General features: G+C 57.9%; 14 protein-coding genes and 1 pseudogene. 6 read left to right on the top strand and 9 right to left on the bottom strand.

Annotated features, from left to right (window positions below):
* Window positions 1-46 precede the first annotated feature (46 nt).
* The gene (locus tag ABLU73_RS06590) at window positions 47-1,615 is read right to left on the bottom strand and encodes an ABC transporter substrate-binding protein (protein ID WP_053810668.1); all 1,569 of its coding nucleotides are present in this window, start codon (window positions 1,613-1,615) and stop codon (window positions 47-49) included.
* A gap of 205 nt (window positions 1,616-1,820) precedes the next feature.
* On the opposite strand from ABLU73_RS06590, the gene ABLU73_RS06585 reads away from it, so the two are divergent.
* Window positions 1,821-2,516 carry a GNAT family protein gene (locus ABLU73_RS06585; protein WP_017899033.1) on the top strand — a complete coding sequence of 232 codons (696 nt, stop codon included), beginning with the start codon at window positions 1,821-1,823 and terminating at the stop codon, window positions 2,514-2,516.
* A gap of 53 nt (window positions 2,517-2,569) precedes the next feature.
* On the opposite strand, the gene ABLU73_RS06580 is transcribed toward ABLU73_RS06585, so the two are convergent.
* The 3 genes from ABLU73_RS06580 to ABLU73_RS06570 form a co-directional block, all read right to left on the bottom strand.
* Window positions 2,570-2,788, bottom strand: coding sequence for a YgdI/YgdR family lipoprotein (locus tag ABLU73_RS06580; RefSeq protein ID WP_004885657.1), 219 nt, complete (start codon window positions 2,786-2,788; stop codon window positions 2,570-2,572).
* A 623-nt stretch (window positions 2,789-3,411) separates the two neighbouring features.
* Window positions 3,412-4,212, bottom strand: coding sequence for a PhzF family phenazine biosynthesis protein (locus tag ABLU73_RS06575; RefSeq protein WP_004885659.1), 801 nt, complete (start codon window positions 4,210-4,212; stop codon window positions 3,412-3,414).
* Window positions 4,202-4,870: a PAS domain-containing protein gene (locus tag ABLU73_RS06570; protein ID WP_057213881.1), complete on the bottom strand. Its 669-nt coding sequence runs from the start codon at window positions 4,868-4,870 to the stop codon at window positions 4,202-4,204. The genes ABLU73_RS06575 and ABLU73_RS06570 overlap by 11 nt, the downstream gene beginning before the upstream one ends.
* A 201-nt stretch (window positions 4,871-5,071) precedes the next feature.
* On the opposite strand from ABLU73_RS06570, the gene ABLU73_RS06565 reads away from it, so the two are divergent.
* Window positions 5,072-5,428: a hypothetical protein gene (locus tag ABLU73_RS06565; RefSeq protein ID WP_049004475.1), complete on the top strand. Its 357-nt coding sequence runs from the start codon at window positions 5,072-5,074 to the stop codon at window positions 5,426-5,428.
* Window positions 5,429-5,491: 63 nt separating this feature from the next.
* Here ABLU73_RS06565 and betA read toward each other — a convergent pair whose 3' ends face one another.
* Genes betA through betI form a run of 3 tightly spaced genes read right to left on the bottom strand, consistent with a single transcriptional unit; the run spans window position 5,492 to window position 9,243 of the window.
* Entirely contained in the window at window positions 5,492-7,156 is a 1,665-nt protein-coding gene (betA, locus tag ABLU73_RS06560; protein ID WP_017899036.1) for a choline dehydrogenase, read from the bottom strand.
* A 13-nt stretch (window positions 7,157-7,169) separates the two neighbouring features.
* A complete protein-coding gene (betB, locus tag ABLU73_RS06555; RefSeq protein WP_004885669.1) occupies window positions 7,170-8,642 on the bottom strand; it encodes a betaine-aldehyde dehydrogenase in 1,473 nt (490 codons plus the stop codon).
* A gap of 13 nt (window positions 8,643-8,655) precedes the next feature.
* On the bottom strand, window positions 8,656-9,243 hold the full coding sequence (gene betI, locus ABLU73_RS06550) for a transcriptional regulator BetI (RefSeq protein WP_004885670.1): 588 nt from the start codon (window positions 9,241-9,243) through the stop codon (window positions 8,656-8,658).
* A 128-nt stretch (window positions 9,244-9,371) separates the two neighbouring features.
* On the opposite strand from betI, the gene betT reads away from it, so the two are divergent.
* Window positions 9,372-11,405 (top strand): choline BCCT transporter BetT, encoded by a 2,034-nt coding sequence (betT, locus tag ABLU73_RS06545; protein ID WP_043521721.1) that lies wholly within the window; start codon window positions 9,372-9,374, stop codon window positions 11,403-11,405.
* 45 nt (window positions 11,406-11,450) lie between these two features.
* Here the strand turns inward: betT and ivy are convergent, their stop codons facing one another.
* On the bottom strand, window positions 11,451-11,897 hold the full coding sequence (ivy, locus tag ABLU73_RS06540; RefSeq protein WP_017899040.1) for an Ivy family C-type lysozyme inhibitor: 447 nt from the start codon (window positions 11,895-11,897) through the stop codon (window positions 11,451-11,453).
* 225 nt (window positions 11,898-12,122) lie between these two features.
* Between ivy and ABLU73_RS06535 the strand changes: the two are divergent.
* Together ABLU73_RS06535 and ABLU73_RS06530 are read left to right on the top strand one after the other, a co-directional pair.
* Window positions 12,123-12,543: pseudogene (locus ABLU73_RS06535) on the top strand (hypothetical protein).
* Window positions 12,444-13,379: a mechanosensitive ion channel domain-containing protein gene (locus tag ABLU73_RS06530; RefSeq protein WP_276418254.1), complete on the top strand. Its 936-nt coding sequence runs from the start codon at window positions 12,444-12,446 to the stop codon at window positions 13,377-13,379. The pseudogene ABLU73_RS06535 and the gene ABLU73_RS06530 overlap by 100 nt, the downstream one beginning before the upstream one ends.
* Here the strand turns inward: ABLU73_RS06530 and ABLU73_RS06525 are convergent.
* Window positions 13,376-14,269, bottom strand: coding sequence for a LysR substrate-binding domain-containing protein (locus tag ABLU73_RS06525; RefSeq protein ID WP_264923480.1), 894 nt, complete (start codon window positions 14,267-14,269; stop codon window positions 13,376-13,378). The genes ABLU73_RS06530 and ABLU73_RS06525 overlap by 4 nt on opposite strands.
* A 254-nt stretch (window positions 14,270-14,523) precedes the next feature.
* On the opposite strand from ABLU73_RS06525, the gene ABLU73_RS06520 reads away from it, so the two are divergent.
* On the top strand, window positions 14,524-15,129 hold the full coding sequence (locus ABLU73_RS06520) for a glutathione S-transferase (RefSeq protein ID WP_004885688.1): 606 nt from the start codon (window positions 14,524-14,526) through the stop codon (window positions 15,127-15,129).
* Window positions 15,130-15,158: the final 29 nt, after the last annotated feature.

The following is a 15,158-nucleotide window of genomic DNA, read 5'->3' as shown; positions in this document are numbered from 1 at the left end:
GTCATCCGGGCAGGGCGAGGCCGCCATGCCCGGTGACATAACCCGCTTACTTGGTGACGTTATCGTACCAGACCATATCGGCGTTCAGCCCCTGCTGATAGCCCTTCACGTTGTCGCGCACCACGATCTGGGTTTTCCCCTGGTCAATAAAGACGTATGGCGAATGCTGCAGCAGGGTTTCCTGCATCGTTTTGTACAGGTCGAGGCGTTTCGCCGGGTCCGGCTCCGCCACCGCGGCGAGGGTGGCTTTATTCAGCTCAGGGATCTGCCAGCCGTTGAGCCCGGCCACGGTGCTGGATTTACCATCGTTCCATGCAAAGGCGCTGGCGTTGGAATGGGCATCAAAGTAGTCCGGGATCCACAGGCGGATCGCCGCCTGATGCTGCTTCGCGCGCACCCGGGCATAGACCTGGCTGCCGGCGGCGGGTAGCAGATCCACCTTCACCCCGCCCTGGGCAAAGCTGGCCTGCAGCGACTGGGCGATGGTGATAAACGGCGGTTTGTTCTCCACGTCGAGGGTGAAGTGGGCATCCTTAATGCCCGCTTTATCGAGGATAGCCTTAGCTTTTTGCGGGTTGAAGGTGAACGGATTGGTCTCCAGCGCCCCCGGCAGGCCGGCCGGCAGGAAGCTTTGATGAATAAAGTACTGTCCTTTCAGCAGATTTTTGGTGATGCCTTCATAATCGACCAGCCAGCGCGCCGCCTCCCAGAAGGCCGGATTATTCAGCAGGGGGTTGGCGGTGTTGGCGGTATTAAACACCAGGTAGTTTTGCTCGGCGGACGGGATGCTCAGCACCTTCACGCCGGGTTTATCCTGCAGGGCGGCTATCTGGTCAGCGCCGAGGTCGCGGGCCACGTCGGCATCCCCCTGCTGGATCAGCAGGCGGCGGGAAGCCGGGTCGGGGACGTTTTTAATAATAATGCTTTTGATCTTTGGCGCGCCGGTGGGGGAGCTGGCGTTGGCCTCCAGCACGATGGCCTGATGCGGCTGGTAGATGCGCATTTTATAGGCCCCGCTGCCCGCCGAGTGCATCTTCAGCCAGTCGTTGCCGAAGTCGTTATTTTTCGCGTTCGGCGCCACCTGTTTTTCATCAACGATGGAGGCGATGGGGGTGGAGAGAATATTCAGCGCCACCGCCGGGCTGACGTCGGCGGTCCAGTGCAGCGTCAGGGTATGATCGTCAACTTTTTTCAGCTGGCTGGCGATGTTGTCCGGCTGCCAGCCGAGCACGTTGAGAATAAACGCTGGCGATTTATTCAGCGTCACCGCGCGGGTGTATGAGAAAATCACATCTTCCGGGCGCAGCGGATTACCGGAGGCGAATTTGGCATCCGGCTTCAGTTTAATGGTCAGGGTTTTCGCCGCCGGATCGGCCTGCCAGCTTTCGGCGAGAATCGGTACGATTTTTTCAGGGTTGTTGCGGTCCGGCTGCACCAGACGCTGGTAGAGGCTGGGGACCGTCTGAATGCTGGAGAGTTCGTTCGCTTCCGCCGGGTCGAGGCTGACGATATCGTCGAGACCCTGGGCGACCACCAGCGTGTTGGGCGGCGTGGCGGCATGCGCGGCGGTGGAGAGCGCCGTCAGTACCAGTAAAGGCAACAGTTTTTTGGTCATGTGCAATCCCTGAAAAATGGTTATTTTAATTTTTTATGCCTCGCTACGTTAGGCCGCTTGCGAAAAGGCGTAAAGTCAAAATAAGGATATCCTTATGCTAAAAACGCATAATCAAGAACGACAGGTTATTGCCGGTCGCGCAGAAGCGCCTTTCTCCGCTGCGGGCTTCTTGCTATAACGCATTGTCTATTGCGAGGAGGTGGGTGTGCCGGAAATCAATGAGTTTGGCCAGCAGGTGAACGACCTTGTCCCAGGCTGGCAGGGGGCGCGAGTCCTGCGACGGACGGCGTTAAATGGCCGTTTTTGTCGACTGGAGCCGCTGGACGTTGACCGTCATGCGGCGGATCTGTTTGCCGCCTATGCGCTCGGTGACAACAGCGACTGGACGTGGCTGGCGTCTACGCGGCCGGAGAGCGTGGCGGCGACCGCCCACTGGATCGCGGGCAAGGTGAATGATGATGCCCTGGTGCCGTATGCGGTGATTGACCTCCATAGCGAGCAGGCGGTGGGCATCGTCAGCTATATGGCGATCGAACGGGAAATGGGCACGGTTGAGATCGGCCATGTCACCTGGTCGCGACGGATGAAAAACACCCCGCTGGGTACCGAAGCGGTCTGGCTGCTGCTGAAGAACGGCTTTGACCATGGCTATCGTCGGCTGGAGTGGAAATGCGATTCGATGAATGTCGCCTCGCGCCGCGCCGCCGAACGGCTGGGCTTTAGCTGGGAAGGACGTCTGCGGCAGAGGCTGGTGCGTAAAGGGCGGACGCGCGACAGCGATATGCTGTCCATCATTGACGGCGAGTGGCCTGCGCGCGATGCGGCGCTGCGGGCGTGGCTGGCGGCGGAAAACTTTACTGCCGACGGGCAGCAGATCAAACGCCTGGAGGCGTTTCGCTAACTCTGCAAAGTGAATGGGCAGAGCGCATCACGCCAGCTCTGCCCATACAAAGGCTATTTCTCGATCATCTGAATAATTTGATCCCGGTTAATGGCATGTTCATTTCCCGCGATATCCTCATAGGTGATTAACCCAGTATCGTCATCGACCTCCGGTTTTCCGTGGGTGATAATCATCTCACCATTTTTTTTCTCTAATACATAATCGCTGGAACACCCCGCAACGGTGAACGTTAATAATGCCAAACCGAATACTGCAACGAACTTTTTCATTGTGCTACCTGTTGTAAGAAAGCCACAGTGGGCCGCAGAATATGACAGACTAACCAGTTATCGAAAGTGGGTCATAATTAACACCGAATAAAGTATTAACATGGCGACTAACGTAATAACCACAATACGACGCTCAAGGGGCGTGGCCTTTTTCTTAGATTCATCATCTGGTTTTGTTAACATAATATTCTCTCTGTTAGCCCTGTCAGTGCTCCCGATTCCGACACCGGCAGAGGTGAGTTCTCGGCAGTATTGTCGGGATGAACGACTTGCTAGTTGTTATTTAATACCCAGAGTTAAAGTAACGATTCCAGTGATAACCATTCAAAGACCCGTTCAGGCATTTTTGGCTAACACAACATTAAAAATCTCATTTTTATGGCTGAAGCTGGCTATGCCTGCCGCAGACTCTGTTGCGCAGGCAGCACGCTTATTATCTTTTTGCACGTAACGGATAAAAATAGCTGTTATTATCAATGCTCCGGGGCTGGAAACGGCAAACCCCGGATGACGTTATTAAATGATTCTCACCAAAATATTAAAGAGGCCTATTTAAGATGATGAGAATCACAATTCGCCATTAAGCTAATATAATTTTGCAAATAAGCTATAGATTCGTCGGTTTACAAAATAAAGGTACCTTCAATAACCAGACAGGCTTCGCCTGAGAGTTCAACACGTCCGTTATCTTTGATGTGGCAGAAGAGTTCTCCCTTACGGTTGCCACCTTGCTGGGCATGAAGCGTTTTTTTCGCCAGTTTCTCACTCCACAGCGGCGCCAGAAAAGTATGTGCCGAACCGGTGACCGGATCTTCGTTGACTCCCACCTGCGGACCGAACCAGCGAGAACGAAAATCGAAGGTCCGTGATGCGGCGGTGACCACCACGCCACGGGTGTTGAAGGCATTCAAGGCGTTAAAGTCGGGTTTAAGCGCGTCCAACAGCGCTTCGTCATCAATGACGACAATAATATCGGAGGCTTGCCAGGTTTCACCTGCGTCTTCAGCCAGTCCCAGCGCCTTGAACAATCCTTGCGGCGCGGCGATGGGTGACGGAACAACCAGCGGAAAATCCAGGGTATATTTTCCGTCATGTAACGTGACGTCCAGCGCGCCGCTGCGGGTGAAAAAACGCACCCGATCGCGCGCTTGTTGATTGAGCAGCACGCTGGCCGCAGCCAGCGTGGCATGACCGCAGAGATCGACCTCGACGGCTGGGGTAAACCATCGCAATCCGAAACCGTCAGGCTGCCTGACAACAAAGGCCGTTTCCGACAGGTTGTTTTCCGTCGCAATGCGCTGCAGCACGCTATCTTCAGGCCACGCCTCCAGCAAACAAACCGCAGCGGGATTGCCGGTAAAGGGGCCTTTTGAGAAAGCATCGACCTGATAAAAGCGAATGCGCTGCTGTGAATTATTTTTCATTCATCACCTCAAGGTCATTATAAACCGTATATCGTGTTACCCCCAGGGCCTGAGCCGCCTGCTGCACGCCCCCGCGCATTTTAAAAATACCTTTCGTATGCATTTCAGCGACAATTTTCAAACGCTGCGCTTTTTGTATTTTTTTACCCGGTACTGAATATTTATCAATGATTTCCTGGATTGACTGATCGATCAATCCGCCTAAATTAAGATCGACCGCCTCTGCGGCCTCCGCCGGCGATGGCAGCAGCGCGTCAAGGCTCTTGCGTATTTGCTCAAAAGGCGAGGGGTCGACATTAATACAGAAGGCGATAAGCGGATATCCCTCTTCGCTGTAATAAATTGTCGATGCGCTATTGAGCGTTTTCCCTGAAGCGGTGACGGTTTTATAATCGCTTATGGTTCTCGGCTTGTTATTATTCGTCTTCTGCAGAAGCAGCGCAAAACCGGTATCTTTTTCCGGGCCGGCTAATAAATGATCGCCACTACCCCTGCCGCTAACATGACCGTTAATAATTTTGATAATGGAATGTTCAGGGGTAGTGAGATTATGCAACACCACCTCCTGATTCGCTGATAACGTTCCCGCCATGGCGTCCATGGCTGCTTCAAGCGGCCCGGCGATCTGTGCAACCTGCTGTGTGTACTCTGATGTCATGGATGATCCTCTGCTGGAATCGTGGTCAGGAAGCGACCCCGGAACGCTATTTTACCATGGGAGATACGCTGACAGGATTAAGTTATACGCACAATGTTTAATTATCAACAAAAAGTTGAATTTTTAGCGCTGGCAGCGTAAATTCCGCTGCGCAAAGCGTCAGCGCTCATGTCGGGTGCGTCTTTATGTTATGGAAATATAATGAGAATTTTTGGCTTGATAGTCATTGCCGTTCTGCTGGTGGCCTGCGGAGTCATTCACCCCTTCGGCGACAAAACCATCTATCAGACTTATTCGGTATCCGATCGGCTGGGGCTGCACTGGCGCTATGACTGCATACGCAGCGCCCTGAAGCCGCATGGCTATGAGGTTGAGCGCATCATCCCCGAGCAGAATGCGCCAAACTTCTTTGATATTTCGCAGCATGGCACACGAGTCGCCCAGATCGATATGTATCAGGTGGCTGGGGCGAGGGCGATAAGTATCACCCTGATATCCGGTGCAAAACAGGTGAATGCTGCTGTTGATAGCATTATTCAGCCGTGCCTTGAGCGCTGAGGGATGCTGGAAAGGTGAGGAGTGTCCTTTCCGCACGGGAAAGGACAAGCGTGGCCTAAACGGTTAGCGGCGAACCGGCGCGTCGCCAGCGACATAATACGCCGCGGTGCTGCGCGGCAGCGGCTGGCGGCCGCGAATAGCGTCAGCCATCTTCTCGCCGATCATAATGGTGGTGGCGTTCAGGTTGCCGGTGATGATCTGCGGCATAATCGACGCATCGATCACCCGCACGCCTTCCAGACCGTGGACCCGGCCTTCGCCGTCGACCACCGCCATCTCGTCGTAACCCATCTTACAGGTCCCGCATGGGTGGAATGCGGTCTCGGCGTGGTTGCGCACAAACTCATCCAGCTCGGCATCGCTCTGGCAGTCAATACCCGGGCTGATTTCGCGGCCGCGATACTTATCCAGCGCCGGCTGGTTCATGATCTCCCGGGTAATGCGAATGGCGTCGCGGAACTCCTGCCAGTCCTGCTCATGGGACATATAGTTAAACAGGATCGCCGGGTGGGCGTGCGGGTCGCGCGACTTCAGGCGCACGTGGCCGCGGCTCGGAGAACGCATCGAACCGACGTGGCACTGGAAGCCATGCTCTTTCACCGCGTTGGAGCCATTGTAGTTAATCGCCACCGGCAGGAAGTGGTACTGAATGTTCGGCCAGGCGAACTCGGCGCGGCTGCGGATAAAACCGCCCGCTTCGAACTGGTTACTGGCGCCGATCCCGGTGCCGCCGAACAGCCACTCGGCGCCGATCTTCGGCTGGTTCCACCACTGCAGCGCCGGGTAGAGCGACACCGGCTCTTTGCATTCATATTGTAGATACATCTCCAGATGGTCCTGCAGGTTCTCACCCACGCCGGGCAGATCGTGCACCACCGGGATATCGAACTGCCTGAGCAGCTCGGGATTGCCGACGCCGGAGCGCTGCAGGATCTGCGGCGAGGCAATCGCCCCGGCGCACAGCAGTACCTCTTTGTTGGCCGTCGCTTTTGACGGGATAGTGCTTTCCCCCTCCAGCCACTCGACGCCCACCGCGCGCTTGCCGGCAAAAATAATATGATCGGTCAGCGCATGGGTGCGGATGGTCAGGTTGGGGCGACCGCGCGCCTGGTCGAGATAGCCGCGGGCGGTGCTGGCGCGACGGCCCTGCGGCGTCACGGTGCGGTCCATCGGACCAAAGCCTTCCTGTTGGTAACCGTTAAGATCGTCGGTGCGCGGATAACCCGCCTGCACCCCGGCTTCAACCATCGCCTCGAAGAGCGGATTATTGCCCGGCTTCGGCGTGGTGACGCTCACCGGGCCATCGCCACCGTGGTAGTCGTTGGGCCCGATATCACGGGTTTCCGCTTTCCGGTAGTAGGGCAGGCAGTCGAGATAGCTCCAGTGTTCCAGCCCTGGCGCGGCGGCCCAGTTATCGAGGTCCAGGGCGTTGCCGCGTATGTAGCACATGCCGTTGATCAGCGACGAGCCGCCGAGCCCTTTGCCGCGTCCGCACTCCATGCGGCGATTGTTCATGTACGGCTCAGGTTCGGTCTCGTAGGCCCAGTTGTAGCGCTTGCCCTGCAGCGGATAAGCCAGCGCGGCGGGCATCTGGGTGCGGAAATCGAACCGGTAGTCCGGGCCGCCGGCTTCCAGCAGCAGGACGGTGGTGTTTGGATCTTCAGTCAGTCGTGTCGCCAGAACGTTGCCGGCGGAGCCGGCGCCAATAATGATGTAGTCAAATTGCAAAAAAACCTCCCGGTTAAAATATGGACTGGAATTTACCCATCTCAACCTGGATGGACTTCACCTGGGTGTAACTCTGCAGGGTCATCACGCCGTTCTCGCGGCCAATGCCGGAGTGCTTATAGCCGCCGACCGGCATTTCCGCCGGGGATTCCCCCCAGGTGTTGATCCAGCAGATACCCGCTTCGAGCTGATGAATGGCGCTGTGGGCGCGGTTCAGGTCGGCCGTGACGATACCCGCCGCCAGACCGTAGTCGGTATCGTTGGCGCGGCGGATCGCTTCTTCATCGGTGTCATAGGTGAGGATGGACATCACCGGGCCGAAGATCTCCTCGCGCACGATGGTCATCTCATCGCTGCAGTCGGTAAACACGGTCGGGGCCACCCACGCGCCGTTGTCAAAGCCTTCGCCCTTCAGAACGTCGCCGCCGCACAGCAGGTTCGCGCCTTCTGCTTTGCCTTTGGCGATGTAGCGCAGCACATTGTCACGGTGCGGGAAGCTGACCAGCGGGCCAAAGTTGGTGCGTTCATCGAACAGATCGCCCGCACGGATGCGGCCCACGCGCTCAACGATTTTCTGCTCAAACGCCGCCTTAACCTTCGCGGGGACGAACACCCGGGTGCCGTTGGTGCACACCTGTCCGGAGCTGAAAAAGTTGGCCATCATGGCGATGTCGGCGGCGAGATCGAGATCCGCATCGTCGAAAATAATCAGCGGCGATTTGCCGCCCAGCTCCATCGTCACCTCTTTCAGGGACGAGCCCGCCGCGTTGGCCATCACCTTTTTGCCGCTGGCGACGCCGCCGGTAAAGGAGACTTTAGCGATACCCGGATGCTCGGTCAGGTACTGGCCGGTCTCCGCGCCCACACCCGGCAGGACGTTAAACACGCCGTCCGGCAGACCCGCTTCGGTATAGATTTCCGCAAGTTTCAGGGCGGTGAGCGGGGTCACTTCGCTCGGCTTGAAAATCATCGCATTGCCGGCGGCCAGCGCCGGGGCGGATTTCCACAGAGCGATCTGGATCGGGTAGTTCCATGCGCCAATCCCGGCCACCACACCCAGCGGTTCGCGGCGGGTGTAGACGAACGACGTCTCGCGCAGGGGGATCTGACTGCCTTCCAGCGCCGGGATCAGCCCCGCGTAATACTCCAGCACGTCCGCGCCGGTGACGATATCCACGGTTGAGGTTTCGGAATACGCTTTACCGGTGTCGAGGGTTTCCAGCTTTGCCAGCTCGTCGTTCCGTTCGCGCAGGATATCGACGGCGCGACGCAGAATGCGCGAGCGTTCCATGGCGGTCATCGCCGCCCAGATTTTTTGCCCGCGCCGCGCGCTCTCGACGGCGCGGTCGACATCCTCGCGTCCGGCAGCCTGTACGCTTGCCAGGACTTCACCGTTGGCCGGGTTAATGGTCTCGAAGGTGCGACCGCTGGTGGCGGATGTATAACCACCATGGATATAAAGCTGCTGTTCTGCCATTCGGGACATAAATTCTCCTCGGTTATTCGGTCGGTAAATGCTGGCTGATGAAGTGGCTGGTCAGCGACTGCGCCAGCGTCTTATCCAGCGGTTTGCCGCTCAGGGCGGCGCGCAGCCACAGGCCGTCTATCAGCGCCGCCAGCCCGTAGCCGGCCTCCTGGGCCTGCTGGCGCGGCAGCTCCCGGCGGAACTCGTACACCAGGTTCGACAGCAGGCGGCGGCTGCTCACCTGCTGCAGGCGGTAGAGCATCGGCTGGTGCATGCTGCTGGCCCAGAAGGCCAGCCAGGCCTTCATCGCCGCGCTGCTGATCTGCGTCTCATCAAAGTTGCCGCCGACTATCGCCTGCAGGCGCTCTCTGGCGCTGCCGTCCGGCAGAGCGTGCAGACGGTTGAGCACCGCGTCGCGTAGCTGGCTGGTGATGTCGCGCATGGTCGCCTCCAGCAGACCATTTTTGTCTTTGAAATAGTGACTGATGATCCCCGTCGACACGCCCGCCCGTCGGGCGATCTGCGCGATGGTCGCGTCGTGCATTCCGACTTCATTTATTGCGTCCAGCGTGGCGTCGATCAGTTGCCTGCGCCGGATTGGCTGCATCCCCAGTTTGGGCATTTTTGCCACTCCATTCATCAGCGTTGGTTAACTATTAAAGCGGTTTTTGATTGGACGTTCAATATAAAATGTGTCTTAATTGTTACGTGATTGAATTTTAATAGTTACAAAAACAGTGGGGATACTGGATGACAGATCTTTCGCAAAACAGAGAAAAGGACAAAATCAATCCGGTGGTTTTTTACACCTCTGCCGGACTGATTTTGTTGTTTTCCCTGATGACGATCTTTTTTCGCGATTTTTCTGCCGAGTGGATTGGGCGCACTCTGAGCTGGGTGTCGAAAACCTTCGGCTGGTACTATCTGCTGGCGGCGACGCTGTATATCGTCTTCGTCGTCTGCATTGCCTGCTCGCGCTTCGGATCGGTGAAGCTCGGGCCGGAGCAGTCCAAGCCCGAGTTCAGCTTGCTGAGCTGGGCGGCGATGCTGTTCGCCGCCGGGATCGGCATCGACCTGATGTTCTTCTCCGTGGCCGAGCCGGTGACGCAATATATGCAGCCGCCGGAAGGGGCGGGGCAGACCATCGAGGCGGCGCGCCAGGCGATGGTGTGGACCCTGTTTCACTATGGCTTAACCGGCTGGTCGATGTATGCCCTGATGGGCATGGCGCTGGGATACTTTAGCTATCGTTATAATTTGCCGCTGACCATCCGCTCGGCGCTGTACCCGATTTTCGGCAAACGGATCAATGGGCCCATCGGCCACAGCGTCGATATCGCGGCGGTGATCGGCACCATCTTCGGCATCGCCACTACCCTCGGCATTGGCGTGGTGCAGCTCAACTACGGTCTGAGCGTGCTGTTCGATATTCCGGACTCGCTGGCGGCGAAAGCGGCCCTGATTGCGCTGTCGGTGATCATCGCCACCATCTCGGTCACCTCCGGGGTGGACAAGGGCATCCGCGTGCTCTCTGAACTGAACGTCGCCCTCGCGCTGGGGCTGATCCTGTTCGTGCTGTTCATGGGCGATACCTCCTTCCTGCTCAATGCGTTAGTGCTCAACGTCGGCGACTACGTCAACCGCTTTATGGGCATGACGTTGAACAGCTTCGCCTTCGACCGCCCGGTAGAGTGGATGAACAACTGGACGCTCTTTTTCTGGGCGTGGTGGGTGGCCTGGTCGCCGTTCGTTGGCCTGTTCCTGGCGCGCATTTCGCGCGGGCGCACCATCCGCCAGTTTGTGATGGGCACCCTGATCATTCCGTTCACCTTTACCCTGCTGTGGCTGTCGGTGTTCGGCAACAGCGCGCTGTATGAGATCATCCACGGCGACGCGGCCTTTGCCGAGGAGGCGATGCTCCACCCGGAGCGCGGCTTCTACAGCCTGCTGGCGCAGTATCCGGCGTTTACCTTTAGCGCCTCGGTGGCGACCATTACCGGTCTGCTGTTCTACGTCACCTCCGCCGACTCCGGCGCGCTGGTGCTGGGGAATTTCACCTCGAAGCTGAAGGACATTAACAGCGACGCCCCGAACTGGCTGCGCATCTTCTGGTCGGTAGCTATCGGCCTGCTAACCCTCGGGATGCTGATGACCAACGGCATCTCGGCGCTGCAGAACACCACGGTGATCATGGGGCTGCCGTTCAGCTTTGTGATTTTCTTCGTGATGGCCGGACTGTATAAATCCCTGAAAGTGGAAGATTACCGTCGGGTCAGCGCCAGCCGCGACACCGCCCCGCGCCCGATGGGCCTGCAGGACCGGCTGAGCTGGAAGAAGCGCCTGTCGCGGCTGATGAATTACCCGGGCACACGCTATACCAAACAGATGATGGAGACGGTGTGCTACCCGGCGATGGAGGAAGTGGCCCAGGAGCTGCGGCTGCGCGGCGCCGCGGTGGAACTGAAGAGCCTGCCGCCGGAAGAGGGCGAGAACCTTGGCCACCTCGACCTGCTGGTGCACATGGGCGACGAGCAGAACTTTATCTACAAGATCTGGCCGCAGCAGTACTCGGTGCCGGGCTTTACCTATCGGGCGCGCAGCGGGAAATCCACCTATTACCGGCTGGAGACCTTCCTGCTGGAGGGCAGCCAGGGTAACGACCTGATGGACTACAGCAAAGAGCAGGTGATCACCGATATTCTCGACCAGTACGAGCGGCACCTGAACTTTATCCATTTGCACAGGGAAGCGCCGGGGAACAGCGTGATGTTCCCGGATGGCTAGCCAGGGAGCCCCCGTCGGCGAAAGACTGACGGGGGCGACGGGCGGTTACTGGTAGTTAAAGGCGTCCGGATGGTTGTCGAGGCTACCGCTGAGGGCGGCAAACAGCACGGTTTTGCCATCGATGGAAAGGGCGTCGCTGACGTTAAGCCAGGTCAGCTTCTCCTGGTCGGTTTTTTCATCGACCACCGAGTAAACACCTGACATCTGTTTGCTTTTCTCCGACCAGATCACCGCGATACGCTCGTGGCCGCAGTCGTGGGGTTTGCAGGCGCTTAACACCTGCCAGGATTCGCTGCCCAGCTTCACCGTCTGCGCCGGCGAACCGGTGCCGCCGGTGGTCACCCAGGCGGGCAGCTGATGGCCTTTGACCATCTGGTTAAACGACGCCCGGGTGGCGCTATCGTGGGCCAGACTGTTCAGCGTGACGTCGCCTTGCGCCATAACGCTGGCGGAGGCGGCTAAGGCGATAATAGCGGTAAGCGTTTTAAACATGTTTCCTCCTGGACTTATTCCGTCCTGATAACAAGCCTCTTTATAGTGAGCGTAGATAATGATTAATGCAAACTTTGACATATATCCCATGAATGATTAGCGGCGGTGCGCGCATGGACGTTACGCTAAGCGATATGCCATGATGCGGATTGATTAACTTTTTCCAATATATGCCCTTGTGATAAAGCAGTTAGCGAAATGGCATAGTTATTCAGGCGATAAAGCATGGCGTATGTGAATCATCTACTGACGTTTATTGAGAGTAATCCGGCGCTGGCGGTGGGATTTAACCTTATTCTGCTGCTGCTCTCCGGCATATTTGCCCACCTTTTATGCAAGTTCTTGCTGATTAAAGTGGTGCGTAAGGTCTTCTTTGGTAGCCATAAACAGGACGTGCCGCTGGAGAAGGATCGACGCATCGCCGAAAAGCTGTCCAATTTCATTCCGGTTATTATCGTCTATTACGTTCTGCAGTTTATGCCGGCGATGCCGGCATCGCTGGTGACGGCGATTAATACCGTCTGCGGGATCTTGTTTTTTATTTTTATGTCGGTGTTTTTCAACGAGATGCTGGATATTGTTAACAGCTCTTATCTGCGAAAAACCAAACGTAAAAATCATTCCATTAAGGGCTATATCCAGATAGGCAAAATCTTAGTTCACATCCTGGCGGCGATTATGATCCTCGCCGTGATGTCGAATAAATCGCCGATTATTATTATCTCCAGTTTGGGGGCGGTGGCGGCGGTGCTGATGATCGTGTTCCAGCATACCCTGCTGTCGCTGGTGGCGAACGTTCAGCTGTCGTCCAACGACGTGCTCCAGCTGGGGGACTGGATTGAAATGCCTGACAAGAACCTCAGCGGCGAGGTGACGGATATCGCGCTGCACACCATTACCATCCGCAACTGGGACAATACCATCTCCCGTATTCCCACCAAGAATTTCCTCACCGAGACCTATACCAACTGGCAGGCGATGTTCTCCTCCGGGGCGCGGCGGATCATGCGCAGTATCGCCATCGATCAGCACTCGGTGCGTTTTCTCGACCAGGAGATGCTCTCCTCGATGCTGGCCATCCGCGGGGTGAATGAGCCTTTGACCACGTTGCTTGACGGCCGGGATCCCGGCGGCGTGGCGGACCGCTGGTTTGTCGATAACGGCCTGACCAACCTGACTCTGTTTCGCCACTACCTGATGCACTATCTCGCCGAGCGGCCGGATATTATTAAGGAGATGTACATTGTGGCGAGAACGCTGAAACCGTCGCCGTCGGGTATCCCACTGGAGATTTACTGCTTCACCTCCTCGACGCTGTGGAAAGACTACGAAAACACCCAGTCGGCGATATTTGAGTACATTACCGCGGTGGCCGGGCAGTTCTCCCTGCGACTTTATCAGTATCCCGCCGGGCACGATTTCTGGCGTCTCTCCCAGGAGCACGCCGCCCGGGCGGGCCTGCCGCCGTCGGCCGAAGGCTAAGCGCTGATCTGCTGGTGCCAGAGGGCGATCTCCTCTTCCAGCCAGGCGATGAACCGGGCGATTTCCGGCCGGTTCTCCGCCTGCGGGGAGACGGTCAGCCAGTAGTGCCAGGGGTAGGGGACGGTGACGGCGGTGAGCTGCACCAGCTCGCCGCGGGCTATGGCTCCCGCCACCAGCGAGCGCCGCTCCAGCGCCACGCCGGCCCCCAGGCGAACCGCCTCCAGCACCAGGTTGGAGTCGTTCAGGCGCAGGCACGCGGGGACGATGGTCTTTTCCAGTCCCGCCTGGCTGCACCAGGCGTGCCACGACTCCATGGAAAAAACGATATCGCTGGCGGCGATCGCCTGCGGGGTGGTCGGCAGGTCGCCGCCGCGATAGTGCGGCGCGGCCACCACCAGCTGTTCATCGGCAAACAGATGCCGGCTTTCCATCCCCTCCCAGTCGCCTTGCCCCATGCGAATGGCCAGATCGATACCCTCCTGCTGCAGGTTGACTACCGCCAGGCTGGTCAGCAGGCGCACCGCGATCTGCGGATGTCGCGCCTGAAAGCGCTCCAGCCGCGGCAGCAGCCAGTGGCAGCCAAAGGAGGGGAGGGTCGCCAGGGTCAGTTCCATGGTGCGGGGTTTGATCTGCACCATCCGCGTGGCGTCGGCGATGTGCTGTAACGCCTCGCGGATTTGCAGGGCATAGAGCCGCCCCTCTTCCGTGATGCGCACCCCGCGCCCGTGGCGGACAAACAGTGAGACGCCGACCAGGGCTTCCAGCTGTTTGATGTGCTGGCTGACCGCCGAATGGGTCACGCTCATTTCGTGGGCGGCCTGCGTCACGCTGCCGAGGCGCGCCACCGCCTCAAAGCTGCGCAGGCTGGCGACGGGGGGAAAATCTGCCATGGTGATCTCTCTGGTCAAGGAGTCGATACGTTAACGTTACTACCGGGTTAGCGGGTTTTATAGCCGCTACGAACAGGCTGTCGAGGGGATGCAGGCTGTCTCAGTCGGTATAGCACAGGGGAGACCGGCGAACTACCCCGTGGCGCCAGTTTGTTAGTTTTCCTAACCATTGCGGTAAGCATCCCCTGATATTCGCGGGGCGGGTTTTGCAGTAAGGTAAGCCAGCAACCCCTTTATCGCAGGCAGGAGTGACGATGAAACTCATTGGTATGATGGATTCACCTTATGTAAGACGCGTGGCGGTTTCTCTGGCGCTCTATGGCGTGGAATTCGAGAGCCTGCCGCTATCGGTCTTTAGCGGCTTTGACGAATTCTCCCGTATTAATCCGGTGGTCAAGGCGCCGACGGTGATTCTTGATAACGGGACGCAGCTGATGGACTCCACGCTGATCCTCCATTATTTCGAAACGGCCAACCCCGCCGGGCGTCGGCTGCTTCCCGCTCATCCCGAGGCGCTGGCCCACGACCTGCACCTGCTGGGGGTGATCCTCGCCGCCAGTGAAAAAGCGGTCCAGCATGTTTATGAGCACCGTCTGCGGCCGGAAGAGAAGCAGCATCAGCCGTGGATAGCCCGGGTGACCGGCCAGCTGCTCGCCGCCTGTCGGGAATGGGACGCCCGGCTGGCAGACCGCGCTGTCGCCGCGCATCCGGACCAGGTGATGGTCACCAGCACGGTGGTCTGGTCCTTTATCCAGTTGATGATCCCGGCGGTGGTGCCGGCAGCGGAGTTTGCGCATATTCGCGCGCTGGCGCAGAAGGGGGAGGCGCTGCCGGCGTTTCAACAGTATCCGCTGAGTTAACGGCGGGGATGGCGCGTTGGATTGCAGCC

Origin of the sequence: Klebsiella sp. GG_Kp175 (assembly GCF_040062325.1) — a bacterium.
Taxonomy (GTDB): domain Bacteria; phylum Pseudomonadota; class Gammaproteobacteria; order Enterobacterales; family Enterobacteriaceae; genus Klebsiella; species Klebsiella quasipneumoniae.
The sequence above is the reverse complement of the archived record's forward strand: the minus strand, read 5'-3'. Positions and strand labels throughout refer to the sequence as shown.

Coding starts and splice junctions, on each gene's coding strand:
- ABLU73_RS06580 (WP_004885657.1), bottom strand. CDS start 2,788: ATGAAAAAGTTCGTTGCAGTATTCGGTTTGGCATTATTAACGTTCACC.
- ABLU73_RS06520 (WP_004885688.1), top strand. CDS start 14,524: ATGAAACTCATTGGTATGATGGATTCACCTTATGTAAGACGCGTGGCG.
- ABLU73_RS06570 (WP_057213881.1), bottom strand. CDS start 4,870: ATGACATCAGAGTACACACAGCAGGTTGCACAGATCGCCGGGCCGCTT.
- ABLU73_RS06565 (WP_049004475.1), top strand. CDS start 5,072: ATGAGAATTTTTGGCTTGATAGTCATTGCCGTTCTGCTGGTGGCCTGC.
- ABLU73_RS06525 (WP_264923480.1), bottom strand. CDS start 14,269: ATGGCAGATTTTCCCCCCGTCGCCAGCCTGCGCAGCTTTGAGGCGGTG.
- betB (WP_004885669.1), bottom strand. CDS start 8,642: ATGTCCCGAATGGCAGAACAGCAGCTTTATATCCATGGTGGTTATACA.
- betI (WP_004885670.1), bottom strand. CDS start 9,243: ATGCCCAAACTGGGGATGCAGCCAATCCGGCGCAGGCAACTGATCGAC.
- betT (WP_043521721.1), top strand. CDS start 9,372: ATGACAGATCTTTCGCAAAACAGAGAAAAGGACAAAATCAATCCGGTG.
- ABLU73_RS06530 (WP_276418254.1), top strand. CDS start 12,444: ATGTCGGTGTTTTTCAACGAGATGCTGGATATTGTTAACAGCTCTTAT.
- ivy (WP_017899040.1), bottom strand. CDS start 11,897: ATGTTTAAAACGCTTACCGCTATTATCGCCTTAGCCGCCTCCGCCAGC.
- ABLU73_RS06590 (WP_053810668.1), bottom strand. CDS start 1,615: ATGACCAAAAAACTGTTGCCTTTACTGGTACTGACGGCGCTCTCCACC.
- ABLU73_RS06575 (WP_004885659.1), bottom strand. CDS start 4,212: ATGAAAAATAATTCACAGCAGCGCATTCGCTTTTATCAGGTCGATGCT.